The organism is Bacillus sp. FSL M8-0077, assembly GCF_038050255.1.
Lineage (GTDB): Bacteria > Bacillota > Bacilli > Bacillales > Bacillaceae > Bacillus > Bacillus altitudinis.
On record NZ_JBBPAF010000001.1, the window covers coordinates 1,258,883 to 1,279,205 of the forward strand.

General features: G+C 38.4%; 18 protein-coding genes and 1 pseudogene. 18 read left to right on the top strand and 1 reads right to left on the bottom strand.

Annotation, left to right across the window (positions count from 1 at the left end; translation table 11 throughout):
* The first annotated feature begins 1 nt into the window (after nt 1).
* From NST57_RS06420 to NST57_RS06495, 16 genes are all read left to right on the top strand, one after another.
* A complete protein-coding gene (locus NST57_RS06420) occupies nt 2-4,981 on the top strand; it encodes a transglycosylase SLT domain-containing protein (protein ID WP_341298271.1) in 4,980 nt (1,659 codons plus the stop codon).
* A complete protein-coding gene (locus tag NST57_RS06425; protein WP_306011600.1) occupies nt 4,974-5,636 on the top strand; it encodes a LysM peptidoglycan-binding domain-containing protein in 663 nt (220 codons plus the stop codon). Before NST57_RS06420 ends, NST57_RS06425 begins: the two co-directional genes overlap by 8 nt.
* Nucleotides 5,637-5,647: 11 nt before the next feature.
* The gene (locus NST57_RS06430) at nt 5,648-6,745 is read left to right on the top strand and encodes an XkdQ/YqbQ family protein (protein WP_306011601.1); all 1,098 of its coding nucleotides are present in this window, start codon (nt 5,648-5,650) and stop codon (nt 6,743-6,745) included.
* Nucleotides 6,742-7,023 (top strand): DUF2577 family protein, encoded by a 282-nt coding sequence (locus NST57_RS06435; protein WP_306011602.1) that lies wholly within the window; start codon nt 6,742-6,744, stop codon nt 7,021-7,023. The genes NST57_RS06430 and NST57_RS06435 overlap by 4 nt, the downstream gene beginning before the upstream one ends.
* Complete coding sequence (locus NST57_RS06440) at nt 7,023-7,451, top strand: DUF2634 domain-containing protein (protein WP_341299192.1); 429 nt, start codon at nt 7,023-7,025, stop codon at nt 7,449-7,451. The genes NST57_RS06435 and NST57_RS06440 overlap by 1 nt, the downstream gene beginning before the upstream one ends.
* Nucleotides 7,444-8,487 (top strand): baseplate J/gp47 family protein, encoded by a 1,044-nt coding sequence (locus tag NST57_RS06445; protein WP_341298272.1) that lies wholly within the window; start codon nt 7,444-7,446, stop codon nt 8,485-8,487. The genes NST57_RS06440 and NST57_RS06445 overlap by 8 nt, the downstream gene beginning before the upstream one ends.
* Nucleotides 8,474-9,397 carry a YmfQ family protein gene (locus NST57_RS06450; RefSeq protein ID WP_341298273.1) on the top strand — a complete coding sequence of 308 codons (924 nt, stop codon included), beginning with the start codon at nt 8,474-8,476 and terminating at the stop codon, nt 9,395-9,397. Before NST57_RS06445 ends, NST57_RS06450 begins: the two co-directional genes overlap by 14 nt.
* Nucleotides 9,398-9,409: 12 nt before the next feature.
* The gene (locus NST57_RS06455; protein WP_341298274.1) at nt 9,410-9,793 is read left to right on the top strand and encodes a phage tail-collar fiber domain-containing protein; all 384 of its coding nucleotides are present in this window, start codon (nt 9,410-9,412) and stop codon (nt 9,791-9,793) included.
* Between the two features lie 17 nt (nt 9,794-9,810).
* Entirely contained in the window at nt 9,811-10,695 is an 885-nt protein-coding gene (locus tag NST57_RS06460) for a hypothetical protein (protein WP_335356095.1), read from the top strand.
* Nucleotides 10,696-10,714: 19 nt separating this feature from the next.
* Nucleotides 10,715-11,065, top strand: a complete 351-nt coding sequence (locus tag NST57_RS06465) for an XkdW family protein (RefSeq protein ID WP_335356094.1) — start codon at nt 10,715-10,717, stop codon at nt 11,063-11,065.
* Nucleotides 11,055-11,246 carry an XkdX family protein gene (locus NST57_RS06470; protein WP_335356093.1) on the top strand — a complete coding sequence of 64 codons (192 nt, stop codon included), beginning with the start codon at nt 11,055-11,057 and terminating at the stop codon, nt 11,244-11,246. The genes NST57_RS06465 and NST57_RS06470 overlap by 11 nt, the downstream gene beginning before the upstream one ends.
* Nucleotides 11,247-11,306: 60 nt before the next feature.
* Entirely contained in the window at nt 11,307-11,519 is a 213-nt protein-coding gene (locus NST57_RS06475) for a BhlA/UviB family holin-like peptide (protein ID WP_335356112.1), read from the top strand.
* 20 nt (nt 11,520-11,539) lie between these two features.
* Nucleotides 11,540-11,803, top strand: a complete 264-nt coding sequence (locus NST57_RS06480; protein WP_144483238.1) for a phage holin — start codon at nt 11,540-11,542, stop codon at nt 11,801-11,803.
* A gap of 51 nt (nt 11,804-11,854) precedes the next feature.
* A complete protein-coding gene (locus NST57_RS06485; protein WP_335356092.1) occupies nt 11,855-12,661 on the top strand; it encodes a peptidoglycan recognition protein family protein in 807 nt (268 codons plus the stop codon).
* 167 nt (nt 12,662-12,828) lie between these two features.
* Nucleotides 12,829-13,323 (top strand): hypothetical protein, encoded by a 495-nt coding sequence (locus NST57_RS06490; protein WP_335356091.1) that lies wholly within the window; start codon nt 12,829-12,831, stop codon nt 13,321-13,323.
* Nucleotides 13,324-13,372: 49 nt separating this feature from the next.
* Nucleotides 13,373-15,901, top strand: a complete 2,529-nt coding sequence (locus NST57_RS06495) for a P-loop NTPase fold protein (RefSeq protein WP_341298275.1) — start codon at nt 13,373-13,375, stop codon at nt 15,899-15,901.
* Between the two features lie 584 nt (nt 15,902-16,485).
* On the opposite strand, the gene NST57_RS06500 is transcribed toward NST57_RS06495, so the two are convergent.
* Entirely contained in the window at nt 16,486-17,784 is a 1,299-nt protein-coding gene (locus NST57_RS06500) for a hypothetical protein (RefSeq protein WP_335356329.1), read from the bottom strand.
* A gap of 108 nt (nt 17,785-17,892) precedes the next feature.
* Here NST57_RS06500 and NST57_RS20345 point away from each other — a divergent pair.
* Together NST57_RS20345 and NST57_RS06505 are read left to right on the top strand one after the other, a co-directional pair.
* Nucleotides 17,893-18,010 (top strand): annotated as a pseudogene (locus tag NST57_RS20345) (SMI1/KNR4 family protein); the annotation flags it as partial.
* A 295-nt stretch (nt 18,011-18,305) separates the two neighbouring features.
* The gene (locus tag NST57_RS06505; protein WP_341298276.1) at nt 18,306-20,321 is read left to right on the top strand and encodes a hypothetical protein; all 2,016 of its coding nucleotides are present in this window, start codon (nt 18,306-18,308) and stop codon (nt 20,319-20,321) included.
* Nucleotides 20,322-20,323: the final 2 nt, after the last annotated feature.

Consider the following 20,323-nt stretch of genomic DNA (forward strand, 5'->3'; position numbering starts at 1 on the left):
CATGGCTCGTTTAACCGCTCGGTTTGAATTACAAGACCGGATCACGCGTAAATTGCGTTTGATCAGAGGAGATATGGAACGCCTTGATAGATTGCGCCGCAGATCAGAGCGTCCAATCACATTGAGAGTACGAGACAATGCGACAATCGCATTAAGACGTGTTCAGCGTTTCATATTGCGTGACCTTGCTCGAACTTATCAACTTACACTGGATGTAAATGATCTAGCCACGAAAGCATTGAGAAAGTTTAATGGCTTCTTACAACGTAAGATGCCGCGTACTCATAGCGTGTTGATGCGTATTAAAGATCAGGCAACACCAGGGCTTGTCAGATTACGTCGTTATATCAATCGCAATTTAGGCAAAGTTCAGCAATTTACCATAGCTGTATATGATCGGGCATCCGCAAGCATTAGGCGCATTGCATCATATGCAGCTCGTCAACTAGGTCGTGGATACAGCTATACCATTAGAGCCGTCGATATGGTCCGGCGTACAGTCAGCCGAATAGCGTCATATACTCGGAATACCCTCGGTACTGAATACAGAGTGGCGATTAATGCGATTGATCGTTTCACCGCCCCAGTACGTGGGGCTGTCTCATTTGCAAATACTCATTTGGGACGGACTTACACAACCACAATTAAGGTCCTTGATCTTATCACAAAGCCATTGAGAGGGATCGTGTCAGCTGTCACCAGTACACTTGGGTTGCTTGGAGTCGGTGCCGGTGCAACAGGTGGTATTGTCGTGCCGCTCAAAATGGTAGCGGATCGACAAAACATGACCACGGCTTTCGAAACACTGCTCGGCAGCAAAGGGAAAGCTAATGCACGTCTGGACGAACTGACAGTCTTTGCTGGTCAAACGCCATTTACTCGTGATGAAATTTTCGAGTCAAGTCGTGTCCTTCAAGTATTTACGGGCAACGCTTTATCAACTACAGAAGGCTTGAAGCTGGTTGGGGACGTTGCCGCAGGTGTTCAGCGACCATTTTCCGAAGTTGCGCTATGGATGGGGCGTTTATATGACGGCATTAAATCGGGGCGTCCTATCGGTGACGCAACGGCAGCGCTGCAAGAAATGGGGGCGATCTCTGGTGATGCCAGAGGTAAGCTCGAAAAACTTGCAAAGAGCGGCAAGGACATAAATAAAACTTGGCCGGAAGTAACGAAGGAATTTGGCAAATACAACGACATGATGATCAAAATGTCCGACAACCTGGCCAACTTATTCCTGGGTGTTAAATCATTCATCAATAACAGCATCCTTATGCCTTGGGGTAAAGGACTAGCAGCTGCGTTCCAACCTGCACTAGAAGCATTTAGAACGTGGCGTGGGGAATATTCCTTCGTGCTGACTGATTTATCAAACAAAGCTGAAAAAGCGGGTAAGAAATTCGCTAATAGCTTTCTTGATCCGACTAAGAGTGTTTTCGGATTTATTGGTGATCAGTTCAAAATTTTGTTCCCTGGAGAAAAACTCTCCAAGAAGCAAATGAAAGAGCTCAAGGTGAAATTTAAGGATAACCCCAAATTGCAGAAACACTTTGAACAGCTTGAGAAATATCGAGATATGAGCTTTGAGACAAGATGGAAGCTCGTCTTAGATAATACAAAAGACGTCTTTGGCGAATGGTGGGAAAAGACAGGAAAGCCTGGTCTTTTCAAAATGGCCGAGAATGTCGGTAAGACTTATGGTGGCATCATAAACGGTGTGATCAACGGTCTACTTGGTATTGATGACAAATCGACGGATGATTCTTTCGTAGACGCCGGGGCAAAGGCAGGAAAGATATTCATTGAATCATTTTTAGAAGCTCTTGATCCTGCACAATTAGGCATTCGTATCACTAAGAAGATCGGTGAGATCAACTTGAATGCTCTTACTGGGGAAGGCTCAATAGCTGGTGCTTTGATCGCCAATGCATTTGCGCTCGCATTCCTTGGAAAAGTGGCCACATTATTAAAGCCGCTTAAATCCATCCTTTCAGGAGCCTTTGCACTCTTCAAATGGGGCAAAGGTTTAAACGGAGGATTAGGACCAGGAACAAGCGGCGGTATAATTGGCGGAATTGGTGGAGCAAGACCACCAAGGAACCCAAGACCACCTGAATATCGTCAGCCTTGGATCAATAGAGGAGAGCCAGTAAGACCAACCACACCAAACCAAGGGCGTGGCGGTGGTGGATTATTGGGGAGTATCGGTAAAGGTGCAAAGAGCATCGGAAAGCGTATTCCTATTCTCGGCACTCTTATTGCAGCCACCGAATTAATCGGCATGAATAATGACAACAAAGGCGAAAAGATCGGTGGGTTTGCTGGTAATCTAGGCGGTGGTATCGGTGGAGCTGCACTTGGTACATTAATCGCGCCTGGAATTGGTACAGCTATCGGTGGAGTATTAGGCAGCATCTTTGGCGGTGATCTCGGCAATTGGATAGGAAAGATGTTCGACAACGGAACCATCCAAAAGAAATGGGATGAGATTGTCAAAGGTGCAGAAAATGCAGTCCAATGGATTAAAGAAACATGGAGCACTGTTTCCGGTTGGTTCAATGATAATGTTCTAACACCTATTACAACGTTCTTCAGTGACACATGGACATGGATCACTGAGAAATGGGGTCAGCTTTCCTCTTGGTTTATGAATAACGTGTGGCTGCCTATTTATAACTTTGCAGTTCCAATCATCAACTTTGTAGTTGGTGTTTTTGTCGTTGCGTGGGAAGTGATTAGTACCGTATGGGGAGCTGCTTCAACTTGGTTTATGGACAACGTATGGACTCCGTACGGACAAGTGGCGGTCGCTGCTATCACCCTTGTCTGGAACAAAATCACCGAATTATGGAACTGGATACAAATCACCTGGTCCGTTTTCTCAGCATGGTTCATGACTTACGTCTGGGAACCATTTGGATCAGTGGCAATTGAAGCCATTGTCTGGGTGTGGACTAAGTTGACGGAGTTCTGGAATTGGATTCAATTCGTATGGGGCACATTTGCGGTATGGTTTGATACCTTCGTATGGCAGCCTTACATCAATGTTGGATTGCCAGCTATCATGTTTATTTGGAACCTGTTTAAAAGCACGTGGAACTGGATTAAATCATCATGGGTGCTGCTTGCCGCTTGGTTTGACGAGTACGTGTGGCAGCCATATAAAAAATACGCTGAACCAGCGATTACCTTTGTGTCAACAAAATTTGGTGAAGCTTGGGAAACGATCAAGGGTATATGGGACGGAGTTAGTGGATGGTTTGAAAAATATGTATTTTCCCCGTTGCAAAATTTTGCAAAAACTTTAAAAGAGACATGGGATGGTATCTTTAGCGTTGTAGGAAATGTAGTCGGTAAAATTAAAGAAGTTAGTGGGAATGTTGCTAGTTTCTTTATTGGAAAAGGTGAAGAGAAAACAGGTTGGAAACCTATACCTAAAGAGAAGGAAAAGAAACCAGCAAATAACGCCACCGGTGGTTATATCACAAAGCCAACACTTTCATGGATCGGCGAGGCGGGGAAAGAGTTCGTTATCCCGACTGAAAACAACAAAGGACGAGGAAAGATGCTTCTTGCTCAGGCTGCTTCACATCTTGGAATGTCTGTTATGCCAAACGGTGCATCATCAACCTCTCCAGCAAGCTCATCATCTCCAATGAGACCGGCAGCCGCTTCATCAGTTTCGACTTCTGCAAGTGGAGCGATATCAATTGGAGACGCAGGCAACGCATCAAAATACGGGGAACAATTTAGCACTGACTTTGAAAAAGGGTTAAACAGCAAAGTCGTTTCACTTGAACAGTGGAAACAAGCTAATATCAAGCAGCCATTTACTCAAATTCAGGCAGCGACTCCGCAGTATGGAGAGCAAACTGTTACCGGCTTTGCTGCAGGTCAAAACATGACACCAACTGGCACAGGTCAATTCTTAGATCAAAATGTAAGACAACCTTTCTTGAATGCTCGCCAAGAGTCGCCTACATGGGGCGCTGGACTAATTGACGCATTTAACAGCGGTATGAGGTCAAAAGGAAGCGAAGTGACACAAGCAGCCAAGGAAATGGCCAAGAAAGTGGAACAAGCCTTCCGCGAAGAATTAGACATTCATTCTCCTTCACGTGTCATGATGAGTCTTGGAAAATTCGCATCAATCGGTGTCGTCAAAGGTCTTGATTCAGTTGACGTGAAGAAATTCGCAGAGAATCAAGCTGGTTCATTAATCGCTGCGTTTAGCGGAATGGGTGCATCTAACCTGAGTGTTCAACAATGGCTCATGGCTGCTCTAATGGCAACCGGCACATCAATGAGCTGGCTACCTGGTTTGATGACGATCGCTCAGCACGAATCAAATGGAAATCCGAGAGCAATAAACTTATGGGATTCCAACGCCAAAAAGGGAACACCATCTAAAGGCTTAATGCAAACCATTGGGCCGACATTTAACTCTAATAAAGGCAAGGGTATGAATGACATTTGGAACCCAATTCATAATGCTGTTGCGGCCATTAACTACATTAAGGGAAGATATGGATCAGTCTTCAACACGCCTGGATTAAGAAGTATCAGAAACGGTGGACCATATAAGGGTTATGCAAACGGCGGTCTAATCACACAAGAACAAATCGCTAGAGTCGGTGAAGGAAACAAGCGTGAATGGATTATACCGGAAGAACGCGGCATACGTGGCCGCTACTTGTTGGCGCAAGCTGCACAGGCACTTGGAATGGATGTTTATGATCCATCCAACACTGCATCATCTGAGCTTTCACAAGATCAGGTGCAAACAGTAACAGCTGGCACAATGAATGCACCGTCTGCTTCTGGTGGATCAAAACAAGTCATTATCAATTTTAACGGTGATCAGCACTTCCATAATGGACAAGATGAAGATTCATTGGTTGAAAAAATCAAACGATCATTAGTCGAAGAACTAGAAGTAGAGATCAACACAGGAACGAAGGGAGTCGTGATCGATGGCTAAATCAAAATATCAATTGTGGATTTCGCAAGGGAAGGACAAATTACGATTCCCTGTCCTTCCAGAGAAATTAGAACTCAATAACAACGTACAAAATGAATCTATCAAAGTATCAAAATTTGGCGAGCTCACATTCTTGGATGTACCAGGGGCTCGTCAAATTTCATTTACAGCCTTTTTTCCGAAGAAGTATACACCGATCGCTGAGTATAAAAGCATTCCATCACCAGAGAATGCGATAGCGAAAATTGAACGAATGATGCGTTCAAAGAAGCCTGTACGCTTTATCGTTACTGGAACCAAAATCAATATGCAATGCAGCGTAGAAAGCTTCAATCACAATGAAGGTACTTATGATGTGGGTGATCGTGAATTCACGCTGCAGCTGAAAGAATACAAAACCGCATCACCTAGAAAAATCAAACGGAAAGCCAAAAAGAGCAGCAAAAAACGCAGCTCAAAAGGCGCACCAAAAGTGTACACCGTTAAAAAGGGTGATACATTGTGGGACATTTCTGGCCGCTTCTATGGTGATAGTACAAAATGGCGCCGCATTTGGAATGCGAATAAAGCCGCGATGATCAAACGAAGTAGACGCAATATTAGACAACCGGGGCATTGGATTTTCCCTGGTCAAAAATTAAAAATACCACAATAGGGAGGCTGACATTGATTGAGCTTTTTGCCATCAGAAGCGGCACCATGTACGAGCTTGTGACAGAAAGTGTGACACTTCGGGGGCAAAGGTATCAGGCCCCCCGCTCAATACAAGCAACGATCGTTACAAAACAAGGAAGTCAAAAGTATTACAGCATCAAAGAGGGTGACACTGTTCTTTTCAAATGGAAAGGAAAAGAACTCTTTCGAGGAACGGTGTTTGCAAGAACGCCCAAAGATGAAAAGCTCACTTTTACTGCTTATGACATGCTTCAGTATTTGGTGAAGAACCAGGATGTATATGTCTTTGCAAACAAACGGGCTGATCAAATAATGAAGCGGCTTGGTCAAGATTTTCAGATCCCGATGACGTCGATTGCTAACACTGGCCATGTCATTAAATCACTTGTATTCAAAAACGATACAAGCCTTTATGACATCATCTTGCAGGCTCTAAGAGAAACAAAGAAACAAACAGGACGTAACTATCAGATTTATTCTTCTAAAGGCAAAATGGGGCTGAGAGCTTGGCCTGATCCGTCCGAAATATGGGTCATTGAATCAGGCGTGAATCTCATTGATTATCAGTACAGCACCTCGATTGAGGAAACAGCCACACGTGTGAAGATGAGAGCGACACATGTGGAAAAAATTAAGGTGCTGAAGAAGGAAAAAAAGAAATCTAAGACTACTGACAAAGATAAAGAAAAAGATAAGAAAACGACCAAACCTACGAAGCCGAAAACTGTTACGCAAAAGAAAGAGATTGAGATGCTGGCTGTGGCGAATGATAGTGCTGCTAGAAGTAAATACGGCATCTTGCAGCACGTCGAAAGAGTGTCAGGGGAAATCAATCAGGCACAGCTGCAAAAGAGGGCTGATGTTCGTCTCTCACAGAAAAAGGGCGTGAAAAAAGAACTCAAAAGTATTCAAGCTCTAGGCATTCCTAGATTACAAAGTGGTATGCCAGTACGTATCATCATCCCTGATATCGGCATAAAAAAAACGTACTGGATCGATCAAGACAGTCACGAATTCAAAGGGGTTAAACACACCATGACGATCGATGTCGTTGAAAAGAATACAATCCCAACGGGGAATCAGTCATGAAACTAAGTGAGGCAATTAAGCGATTGGCCGTCAATGCTGTGGATGCACAATCGCCAACAGAATTGGTACTTGGTGATGTGGTGTCTGTTTCCCCTCTTAGCGTTCGACTCAATGAGAATGACAAACTCATCATTCCTGAAGAACTTCTCATCTGGCCTGCCCGCCTAGACGAGGGAGAAGATGATGAGCTAGAAGAAGGCGATAGTGTCATGGTCCTTGCGATGACAGGCGGCCAAACGTTTTACATCTTAGATAAAGTAGTAGGAGGTGGTTCATGATGGCACTCTCTCCAGAAGAAGAAATTGAAGATTTTGAGGAGGATGAAGAGGATATTGTTGAACCTTCGACCACCTACAGAATCGACTTTGAAACTGGCCGTCTAACCAATGAAAAGATTAATGGCCTCGATGCCATTCGCCAATTCGTCTATATGGCTTTGCGAACAGAACGATATTCGCATGCTGTTTATAGCCATGACGTAGGATGCGAAGTGCAGGAAGCTGTGTCTGATGAAGAATCAACGGACGAATACAAGGAGATGGAAATCCCGCGGCTCATTGAAGAAGCTCTTTTAGTAGATGAAAGAATTGAAAGTGTGCAAGATTTTAAAATCACTAAAGAGGGGGCAGCCTTTAAGGTGATATTTGAAGTGGTGACAGATGAGGGAACCTTGGAGATCGAGGAGGTGATTGGCGAAGATGTTTGAAGAACAGTCTTATGAAGCCATTATGGAGCGAATGTTGGAACGTATACCTGATGACATAGATAAAAGAGAAAACAGCGTCATATGGAACGCATTGGCTCCTGCAGCTGCGGAACTTGCTCAATCTTATATATGGCTAGATCAGGTATTCGATCTTGTCTTTGCGGATACAGCGCAGGGAGAATTTTTAGATAGACGAGCTGCTGAAGTTGGAATCACTCGTAAAGCGGCCACAAGTGCTGTATGGTCCGTTGAAGTCTCACCTGAAGGTATCAGAATACCAACAGGATCAAGATTCTATATCGACAATCTGTACTTTCAATATCAAGACGGCACGCTGAGATGTGAAACAGCAGGTTCTATAGGGAACGGGAATTTTGCAGAGCTGCCGCTCCTATCGCTCGATAACATACCAGGACTAGAGTCTGTCATCTTTGAAGAATTGAAGATACCAGGGCAAGAGGAAGAAGACGATGAAGCGCTGTATGAACGGTACTTGATGAGGGCAAGGCGTGAAGCTGTCAGTGCCAATAAAGCACATTATAAAAAGTGGGCTGAAGAAGTTGAAGGAGTTGGCAGGGCAAAGGTTTTTCCTCTTTGGAATGGTGAAGGCACAGTAAAAGTTGTCATCACTGACGGGAATTTTGATGTGGCGACGGATCTGCTCGTCAATAAGGTCCAAGAGTACATTGATCCGGTTCCAGGGGAAGGGGAAGGCCAAGCACCAATCGGGGCTACTGCCACTATTGAAAGCGCCAAGTGGAAAGATGTTGAGGTGTCCGTATCTGTGGAGCTTAAAATGGATTACTCCATTGAGGATGCACAAGAGGAAATTGAAGAGAAGGTCAAAGCGCTTCTAAAATCACTTGCCTTTGAAGAAAATGTGATCAGAATGTCAGCGATCAATGACATTTTATATCATGCGGATAGTGTGTCTGATTATGCGGATGTATTGATCAACGGTGAGGCAAAGAACTTACCGCTTCAGGACATTGAGATTCCACGTCTAGGGCAGGTGATCGTCAATGAGCAAGTATGATGATATGAAAGCCTATTTACCTTCCTATCTAACGGAGATCACTGAATTTGATGAATTAATGAAATCAGAGGCTCCTGAGATGGAAAGGCTAGATGATTCTATTTTTGATATGACAGATCAACTGTTTCCGCTCACTGCCACATGGGGGCTGAATCGATGGGAAAGAATGCTAAAGGTGCAGCGTGAGTCGGGTGATTCTATCGAGTTGCGAAGGGCACGTATTTTGAATCTCATGTCTAACATTCCACCAATCACTTATGCTTCTTTAGAGAGGGCAGTCAACCGCTTCCTGAAGAATCCTAGCGCGTTGGTTCGTCTAACGACAGGCCGCTATCATTTCTCCCTTCGTGTTAATTTGGATGACCTGCAGAACACCAGATACATTGTGGAGACGCTTGAAAACTTAAAGCCTGCACACTTGGCTTACAAATTCACAAGCGTTCATCATACTGATGTTCATGAAATCAAAGACTATCATAACCGGCTCACACTGCGCAGCAGAGTGGGCTTTTTTGATCACATTCCCATCTTACTCAATGGTGAATTTTTATTAAATGGTACGTTTTATCTTAGCGGATCGCGCAATTCAACAGATATTCCAGTGCGCTTCAGGCAATCTTTAAAGATGGCCATGAAGCTCAAAAAAGAAATGAAAGTTTCTGGCCGTACAAGATATGTCATGGTAGGAGCCAAACACGAAACGGATCAACAAGCAGCTCTCACACTTCGATCACGCTTCAATCATGTTAGGAAAGAAAAAAGGAAAGTAACATTCCGCATGGCTGCTCATGTATCAAATGATCAGAGTGGCAGTGTCATTATCAAACAGAAATATTGGACGCTTGATGGATCGGTACCGCTAGACGGTTCAAAATATCTAGCTGCTACGTCCAAAAAAATAGATTTATAAAGGAGGATCATAATGGCTGATCAATTAACCGTTACAACGCTTTATGCTCGCCAACAAATGGCGAAGGCTAGAGCGGAGGGAACTAGGCTCACGAAAGTGGTCAAGATGGCTTTTGGAAATGGCGGAACGAAGGACGGTAAACCAATCTCCTTGGATGGCACAGAACAAGAATTAAAGAGTGAACTTGTTCAAAAGGACATTGATTCCTATAAATTTATGGAACCAGCCAAAATTCGCTACACCTGCACCATTGCTGAAGGAGAGTTTGCTGGAGAAGTCATCAACGAATTGGCTCTTGTTGATGAAGATGGAAAGTTTACGGCCATCCGTACCATGACAGACAAGCAAAAAGATGGTGACATTGAATTCATCTTTGAGATTGATGATATTTACTAGGAAAGGAGTGCTCATCGATGGATATTAAATCTCCTAAAGTGTTTGAAACAAGCGACAAAGCTCATGCGAATCTTTTCAATGACATGGTGAAGGTATTACTTGAAAATGATGCCGGGCTGTTAGAACAATTCGTTGGCCATATTGAAGATACTAAGCCGCATGCATCTGAAGCAGAGAAGAAGAAATGGAATGAATCGCAGATATATAAGATCACAGCTGATGACGGCAAATACTTGATATCTGTTCCAGCTGACAAAAATATTTATGATGCAATAAAAGACAAAGGGACCTGTACTTTCATTGCATCCCCTGGTGTAGAAGATTCCCCAGCACCCAGCAATGCCTATTTGAGAGGAATACAGACTGTTGGCCAAAACAATATCGGAACTGGTTTTGCGGTAGATACGTCAGGTAATGCGTATTACTTCTACTATAATTCTAGCCATATATCTATCACATGGAAACAAGTTTTAACAGTTGAGGATATGGTAAAGAGCACTTTTGTTGATACTTATGATCAAGATAATTCATCTGTTTCAGCCGCTGAAAATGTCGCAACAAAGCTTGTTTTTGGGGCGACACGAGCGGACGACCTAGCCGAGTACAATCGAACACGTTCTGAGATTACTTTAAAAAATAACGGACTATATCTAATCAGGCTTTATGTCACTAGCAATAATATTACAGTCGGATCAGATAATATCTTAGCTTGTTATGTCAATGGGTCAGAGTATCAAAGGTTTGGAAACTGGAATCCGGCAACATCATCAAGTACATGCGTGCTTTATTTATTACAAAAATTTAAAGCTGGAGATAAGGTAACTTTCTATATAACACCAAAAGGGACCAAAAAAACAGTATCAATAAACACAGCTTATGTAACGATGTCTCAATTGAGATAGGTGAGATAGGAGGGAAAAGATGAATAAGGCACTTGCGATTAAATATTTATACCCGAATGCGGAGCTAGGTGAGGATTTCTCTGTTAGAGATGATGGTGAAGGACAATTCATAGACACCTGGGCATTAGAAGAGCCTATCCCCTCTGATGAAGAGTTGGAGTCTGCTTGGCAAGAGTACCTCAAACTAGACAATGAACAGCCTATGACTCAGGTTGAAAAACAATTACTTCTTATTGGAGAACAGTTAGCGAAAGAAAAAATCGCTCGTCAGCAATCAGAGAAAATGAATGAAATGTTAGGGCAACAACTGGCCGAAATGCGAATAGAAATCCTTAAACTAAAAGGAGGTTTTACAACAAATGAATCTTAATTTCTGGGTGTTAGCGTTGTTTTATAAATGGGCCACAACTTCAATGGTTAAACAAGCAATGTCATTTGATGACTGTACTATTGAAGATCTAGAAGAGGGTGTTCAGGAGGAGTATGTTTCTCATGATCAATACAAAGAAATAACCGGTGAAGTATATAAAGGAACGCCAGAAGCCGAGTAGAAAGGCTTTTTATTTTGCCTTCTTTAAGGGGGTGATCAAGTGAGGGAGTAGGTGAGTATGGTGGAAATGGATTTGGCGCAATATTTGATGACACAAGGACCCTTTGCGGTTCTTTTTTGTTGGGTGTTGTTTTATGTTCTCAACACAACAAAAGAAAGAGAAAGTAAACTCAACGAGCAAATAGATGCTCAAAACCAAGTGTTAGAAAAATTCAGTGAGAAATATGATGTTGTCATAGAAAAACTAGATCGCATTGAATTAAACCAAAAATAAAAAGAAAAGAGGATTTGAATATGAAAAACTTCGACAAAGGCACGGTGATCCGCACGGTGCTTCTATTTATGGCACTGATCAACCAAGCGTTAATTCTATTTGGCAAGCCAATCTTGCCGATCAGCGAGGATCAAGTCACTTCGTTGGCTGAGACATTGTACCTTGCTGGCTCAATGATCTTTACAATCGTAACAACCCTTGCTGCATGGTTCAAAAACAACTATGTGACTGACAAAGGCAAGTTACAAAAAGAAATTTTAAAAGAAAAAGGATTAACGAAGTAAGGAGCTGCCATGAGGTGGCTCTTTTTAATACATCAAAAGGAGACGATGAAAGTGGTTAAAATCATTAAAGATTTTATTCCAAAGGGTAACCGCAACAGACCAGGAAATAGGATGAAGCCTTTATATATTACGGTTCATAACACAGCTAACACAGCAAAAGGGGCAAACGCAGCGAGTCATGCATCGTTTGTGAAACGATCTAGTACAGGTGTAAGCTGGCACTACACGGTGGATGAAAATTGTATCTATCAGCATTTGCCACTAAACGAAAACGGATGGCATGCAGGAGATGGACGAGGAACCGGAAACATGAAGTCGATCGGCATTGAAATTTGTGAAAATGCAGACGGCAATTTTGAGAAGGCAGTCGAGAACGTTCAATGGTTAATTTGTCAGCTGATGCAGGATCAGGGTATTCCGCTGGCCAACGTTGTACCGCATAAGCGCTGGAGCGGAAAGAATTGCCCTCGAAAGTTGCTGAATCGTTGGGACAGCTTCAAGGCGGGTATTGCAACCGCTCATACGAGTAAAAAGGCAACAGCGAAGCCGACGAAAGCGACACCTGTCAAAAATACAAAGCCAAAAGCGAGTAAACCTAAAAAATCATTTAACTTACCATCTGGCATTATTAAAGTAACCAAGCCTTTGACAAAGGGTGCTGGAGTAAAAGCATTGCAGGAAGCTCTGGCTGCTGTGTATTATTACCCGGACAAAGGCGCAAAAAATAACGGTATTGACGGATACTATGGTCCAAAGACAGCGAATGCGGTTAAACGATTCCAACTTATGCATGGACTTAGCGCTGACGGTATATATGGTCCAAAGACTAAAGCGACTCTTCAAAAAGCATTCAAATAAAACGTGTCTTACTGATGCCACCTATAATTGAATTCATAATACCGTTATGGTCAGGTGTAAAATCCAATTTATTGAAAAAAAGTTTCGGAAAGAAACATTTTGTTTCTTTTTCGAGTGTTCTTGGATATAATATAATTTAACTATGTGCTTTGGGAGGGGTAATGCAAATGAATACACAATATTTATCAGTTCACTTAATTCATGAATTTGTAGTGGATCGTCCACCTTCTGTTCAAAGCCTTGATGATCGTATTATAGCTCAAAAAGTTGTTTATCTTGCTAATCAATTTGGTATACATTGTGGAGATTATCAGTTTACTTGGTATAAGAAAGGTCCTTATTCTCCATCATTAACTAAAGTTCTTTACAATGAAAAAGAGCAAATAAACCAATTTGATTATTCTCAATACAAAATTAGAGAAGATATCCAAAGGACTTTAACTCCTCTAAAGGATGCTATAAAATTTAACTCTTTAAACTTATCTGAAGCAGACTGGGTTGAACTCTTGGCGTCTGTTCACTATTTATATGAAGAGTATTCATATTTAGGTGTTCAAACTGTTATGGATAGACTGGTGTTAGAAAAACCAAAATATACAAAAGAACAAGGATTTCAGGCATTGGATATACTTGCTAAAATTGGAATAATTCAATATCATTAGATTAAGACATTAGTCTTAATCTTTTTTTATTTTGGAGGCACTGAGTTGAATGACTTTGAATGATTCGATAAAGAAATGGAATGAATTTTCTGAAGAAGCAGATTTCCAAGATAATTTAATACAAAGTGAAACTGATATCAGGTGTAAAATTATAGATCATTTACTAACTAAAGTTCTTTTTTGGAAGGAAAGAAATATACAAAGAGAGCCAAAAATAAAAGCAGGTTTTATCGATTATTTTTGTAAGACGGAAAATAATAATTTTGTTTTGGAAGCTAAGAGTAATAAGGTTGATTTTAATCTTCCAAAACATAGTAAGTTACAACGTTACAGTTCTTCTGCAATAAAGAAAACTAAGCCAGATTTATGGAATGCCATTGATCAGGCAAGAGCTTATGCTAAAGAGAAGGAATCGTCACTATGCGTTATTAGCAATGGTCTAAATTTAATTTTTTGTACAACTTATCCTGCCGATCGGGCTTATGATACACTTGCACTGTCAGGTGTAGACGCATTTAATAAGAATTTTCACCATATTTATGAACTGATTAGCCCTTATAAAAATGGTTTTAATAATATTGAGGAAATTTTAGAATTAAAAGTATATAGACAAGCTCCTCTTTTTAGAAAATCCATCGCAGATGAGGCATACAGAAATGATAATGTTGGAAACAATCCATTGTCAGCTCCTCTGACAACTATACTTACAACTTATTTTTCTGATATAAGTCATGATAAGCAACTTTTGAAGCAACTATATTGTAATAATGTAAAATTAGATTCCTATGGTAATGATTTGAAAAATTTCATAAAGGGCAGAATACCGTTACTAGGTCTTCCTTTCGAATCTAATCACTCATTAGAGGTATCGGATGAATCAGCTGGAGGGTTTCACAATGATATATTTAGGAGGATGCAAGAAAAAAAGCATCTAAAGCAAGGGCATGTATTTGTTTTATTTGGTAATTTAGGAGCTGGTAAAAGTACCTTTATCCATAGATTCTATAATCATTTTCTGAAAGGTTATACAAGTAAAATAGTTTGGTGTCAGGTTGATTTTCGTTCTTTTTATAATACTGACGAAGATATTCAAAAGAAGATTGAAGATAAAATACTTCAAGATTTAGAAAAATCATTAGAAGATATTGACCAAATTGATATATATGATTATGATTTTTTGGTAGATCTTTATAAAAGTGATATTGATAAAAAAACTAGAGGTGCATGGAAGTATTTAACAGAGGTCGCAAAAAACGAAAACATTAGTAAATTGATTGATGAATTACAAAATGACAGAAAATCACATATCGAGAAAATTATATCTTATTTGGTGGAAAAAGATTATGAATTGTTCTTAGTTCTTGACAATCTAGATCAACAGACCACTGAAGTACAAGAAAAGGCTAGCTTTTATGGATTGGCTAAAAGTACAGAGTTAAGAATTACAACTATCCTATCTTTAAGAGATGAAACATATTGGTCAATGAAAACAAAGCCTCCGATGGACGCTTATGGAAACATAACTGCTTATCAGATTGTACCTCCAAGTGTAAGAGAAGTACTAATGAAACGGATCAATTACGTTAAAGAAATTACAGGTAATGAAGAAGTGCATTTTGACTTCTACAATGTATCGGTTAGGCTGAAATATAAAGATTTACTCAATTTGTTGTCACAGACATTAAGAAGAGAAGAAGTTGAAGATTTATTAGTGTACCTTTCAAGCGGAAATTTGAGATACTCATTAGAGTTATTTAGAGATATTGTTACATCTGGTCATAGTAAACTTGTACAATTACTTAATTATAAATATGAAGAAGAGAAACCTCAAAATCAAACTATTCCTTTTAACAGATTGGTGAGAAGTGTAGGTCTCTCAACAGGGCTATATTATGATACTCATAAATCAAAATTGTTAAATCTATTTCAGAGCAATACTTTTGATGGTTTTGGTAGTCACTTTATAAACATAAGGATTCTCGACATATTAATGTCATATAAAGATAAACAAATAAGATTAGGAACAGTCAAAGGTTTCGTGCCATTGGAGGATATTTTAAAGGATCTGTCCATTTATTGCAATAATATGGACTCTCTGAAGGCGCTGCTGTCTCCAATGTTAGAAAGACATATAATCGAAAGTGATATTGGTGCTAGAAGAATGGGAGAGGACAACTTCTTAGATAAAATTAGTTTAGTACGTATTGCTCCTCCTGCTCAATTTCATTTAGAAACTTTATTAAAGAGTCATGAATATTTAGAAATGATTTTATATGATACTAAATTTGAAGATGAAGATGTATTTAACAAAATTTATTACAACTTTAAAATAATTAATCATAAAAATACTGATTTTAAAGTGAAATGGGATCTGAGATTTAAAAGTGTTGAGCTATTCCTTAAGTACTTAAAGGACAGAGAAGATGAAGATTTTAAATATTTAGGTGAAGATCATAAACACAAATTTAAAAAAATAAGTTCTGAATTAATAAGTAACTATAGTGAAACAAAAAGAAAAATTATGTCTACAAATTCTTTACAAGCTGCAAAAAAACAACAAAGTTTTGCTGTTAAATGAATTGATTTTATACTCAAAATTTTTAGATTACAAGCTAAATTACGGCATGTGAAGAACGGAAAGATACAAAGGGTAACTTCAGATTTGGAAGTAGCCCTTTTAGTTCTGTATTCGGGCGATTGGATAAAGAAAATATGGCTAAACTAAAATTGAAGAGGACAGAATCTCTAAAATAGTACAAAATCTAAATGGTTTCTGAGGAAAGGTAGTTCTGGTGGAGTTTATGGAATTGATATTCTAGGCTATGATTTTGGAGACACATCAGTTGTTGAATATACCAACGAATTTTAAGAACACTATAACTTAACCAAAAGACTTGTTGTAATAGAGGATGTTGAATACTTTGCATTATTGCTAGATACGTAGGACAGAGTAATTGGTTACCAAGAAGTTATTGCGGATAATTCCATTGAATTTTTCTTCGATAAGCTCCAAACGATGAAAGAAAACTAGTACGAGGATAAAGAGTGGGGAGAAGCTAAGCTTACTCAAAAATTTTGGGTTTAAGCTGGTTACGAGCAAAAGAGCTTGAGGGAATCCCAAGCTCTTTAGTATTTAATGATGTTAAAATTTACAAGCATATTTTATGTTTCTAGGGAGTCAATACCAACAAGTGCTTCAGAGTAGGTTATTCCATGAATTGACTGACTTTTTATAGTCATCAAACTAGGCATCGGATCTTTGCCAGTGATAATTCTGTATCTTTTTCTAAACCCTTCGTCATCGATTGCACCTGTTACATAAGATTCTTGTAATTTTTTTATTAATCGCTCTTGTCTCTCTGCTTCAATTTTTAGCCGTGCTTGTAGTGTATCTATCTTCTTTTGTGTAATACAAGGCTGATTTGTTACAGCTAGATCCTTAAAGTACATTGCTGTTTGTTCATTACAATTGACAGCTAATGTCATTGATGCCGGGATATCTAATTTAAACCTACCCGTATAGGAAATTGTTTGTTCAAAGTGTATGTTTTGTTTAATGTCTATCGTCATATATGAAGCATTGATTGAAACATTCCAACCCCAACTGAAAACGCCAGTAACATTCACTTCTTCAATGTTTGGAACCGGTTCGAATTTAAAAAAATCTCCTTGTGTATCAAGTGATGTGAATAGTGTTTTTCCAAGTTCGAAAATTTGTCGTCCGTATGTTTCTGTATCTAGGGAGCCTTCTGTAAACTCCAATTTCAAAATTTTATCTCTTTCCATTTCTATTATGGTTTGTTGGAAATCTAAGCTTGCTACTGTAAACCAACCGACGCTTCCTCTACCTGAAAACTTTTGTTTAATATAACTCCAGACTTGGCTAAGATCAGCTGATGCTTTAACAATCCAAGGATCGCCTAGAAATTCAGCTTTAGCCTCCATAGTTATAGCAAAAGAAGGATTTGGATTAATTCCTGATTCAGATTCTGTTGCTACATAAGAGGCAAATACTGAATTTTGTGGACATCCGAGTTGATAATGAAACGCTGTACCAAATTGAATTGTATCTGGGAAGTTTTTGTCCCCTCCTTCGATCATAAGCGCTTTTTCGAAATAGGGTTTTACGCGAACATCAGTTAATAATATTGGTTGTAATTTTGGATCAGCAATTTCATAATCTTTCTTTATTTGATCAATAATTTGAGTCCTTTGTTCACTTGTAAGGTCGATGGTTGCTTTTCCAGAAAGAGTCGCACCAATGCTGTCAAAGTATTTTTCGCCTACTCTTGCATAATAAGCTTCACCTATCCCCCAGTATGTCACATTAAATTCAGCAAGATTTTCATTTAGTTTACATACAGCATTTTGCGGATAGTAATGAAAAACAGAACTGTCCTGATCATCTTGATAAGCCACAACACCTCTTACTGAGGTGGCAGCACTAATTTTTGGTGCCATATTTTATATTCCTCCTATAGTTTGATTAGTAATACAAGTATTACGATTCCATATCTACTCAGACTTATTCTACTTTTAATAAATTTCTAAATATTAGAGTTATTTTTGGTGAAATCGTTTTGGGAAATAGACGAGGAAAGTTACTATACGTTAAAAAAGACAACGAAGCAGAAATAACTAAAGCTGAAAAAAACTTGGAGTCACTTTGCCAGATACATATAAAAAATCTCATTTTAAAAACAGATTGGTGAGTATACGGTTTTTACCATCAAGTAATTCTTGAGGCGGGCAGATAATATGTTGGGAAGTGCTAATATAAAAAATTTGAAATTAGATGAAATCATCATTCTTAAAGGATATAATGGGTATTGATGTAAAAAACACGTTGGTGATAGATCTACTGAATTATACTCAACTTTCACTAGTATGAATATAAATATTAAAGAGACGAATTTTATTATTAGGTTTTTCATCTTCAACTTTCTGTAAATTTGAAATATTAAGAGTTTGGAGTGTGTTCAATGTTATTTTGGGACTTCTATGAAATAGAAAATCTATCGAAAAAACAAGATGGCTTTTTATTATTTATTCGAAATTTCATGAAAAATCATTCACTAGAGAAAACTCTAGAGGTTTTAAGAATCTCTGGAATTTGCTTTAATCCCTATAATATAAATGATGTAAACAATGATTTTTTTAGTCAAGTTATAACAGAAATTGAAATACACTTTAGTGAAAGTAATGATAAAACGACTATTAAACATTTTAAAAATAATATAGACACTTTAAAAAATGTTTTTCAAGAATTTAATTCCGAGAGAAAGTTAAGAAATTTAGATAAGTTGAAAGCCAATAGAAGGTTAGCCTCATTTATTATTTCTGTGGAAATGCTATTAGGTTCAATTATTGAGGAGGAAAAAGTAGGTAAAGAACAAGTATATCCTGATTTTGGTTATTTCGATTACTACAAACGACATTATAATACCAAAAAATACAAACAAGTATTATCTAATGTTGGCGATAGTATAGTCGAGTATGCCAGTAATATATATAAATTTTTGTTATATGAAAATGGTGATTTAGATAAACTGGAAACTTTAAAAATGAGTGATATTAAATTAGCTGGAAATCACATTGAACTATTTGACAAGTTTTCAGCTTTATTAAATGTGGAACAAATATGGCGTTTTACTGGAGCGAGTATTACTGAGCAAAACAATCAATTTAAAATAAATTTGGATAATGAACAATTTTTAAAGGGTGTTGAAACAGCAAAAATACGATTTGATAGTCAAAAAATTAAGTGGTTTATGGGTTTTAATAAATTAGTGATTGAAAGGCCAATCAATCCCGATTCAATAAAATTAGCTCCACAAGAATACTTGTCTAAAGAGGAAGTGTATTCTTCAATTGCATTAAGTGAATATCTAAACATCCGAATTATGAATATAAAATGTTTAGATATAACTATTGCTGAGTGGATTCGAGCCTATACTTTAATCATAATGGAAGCAAAAAAAGAGTTGAATGAAAGGCTAAGTAAACGAGTAGTACCACCAACTAATTTAAATAATTGGATTATTTATAAACAAAAATCAGAGTGGATTAGATTGTTTTCTTCAAAAGGGATATCAGAAGAAAATAGTGAGTCTATTATTAATAAACTTACTTTTAGTAAAGATTCGAGGGATCTGTTAGATTGCCCATTTATAGAACATTCAGATTCTTTAGGTGTTATTCCATCAATTTCAAGTGTTATAGACCCTTCTTTATCGATCATTTCTTTATTGACAAAAAATGGTTCTGATGTCTCGTTTAAGGGAGCGGGATTTGAAAATGACGTACTAGCTGACTTAAAAAAGGTAGGTTTAAAAGCATCAATGATAAAAATAATGGATAAAGGAGAAGAGTATCAGTGTGATGCAGCATTCACATTAGAAAATAATCTTTTTCTTATAGAGGCTAAGGCGTTTAGTCAATCCACTTCACTAAAAGATTACTATAATTTACAATTGAAGCTAATAGGACCAAATGAACGATTGGGCAAAAAAAATAATGAAAAAAGTGCAGTAGAACAATTGTCGCGAATTGCTGATTTTTATAAGAATCATATGGATTTAGTTAAAACAAAAATGGGGATTTCAAACGATTGGGTTTGTGAAAAGGTTTATAAAGTCGTGCTAACTACTGCAATGCTAGGAGAACCAATATTTATTAACGACACCCATATTGTTGATTACTCATCTTTTAAAAGGTTCTTAGATAGGAATCCATTAAGGATTATGTTAGGAGAAAAAGAGTATGTTTTTAAGATGAAAGACTATAAAGGGGAAATTACATCTGAAAAGCTTTTGAATTTCTTAAGAAATCCTGCTCCAATAAATTTGCAACACCTTAGACTTTCAACTGAAAATAGAGTTATTAGGTTAAACCATAAGGAACTACTTTATCCAAATTTTATAGATAATTTAGGACATTTTATATTATTAAATCAAAGGGAAAAAGAAGAGATTGAACGTATTCTTGAAGAAGAGTAGTA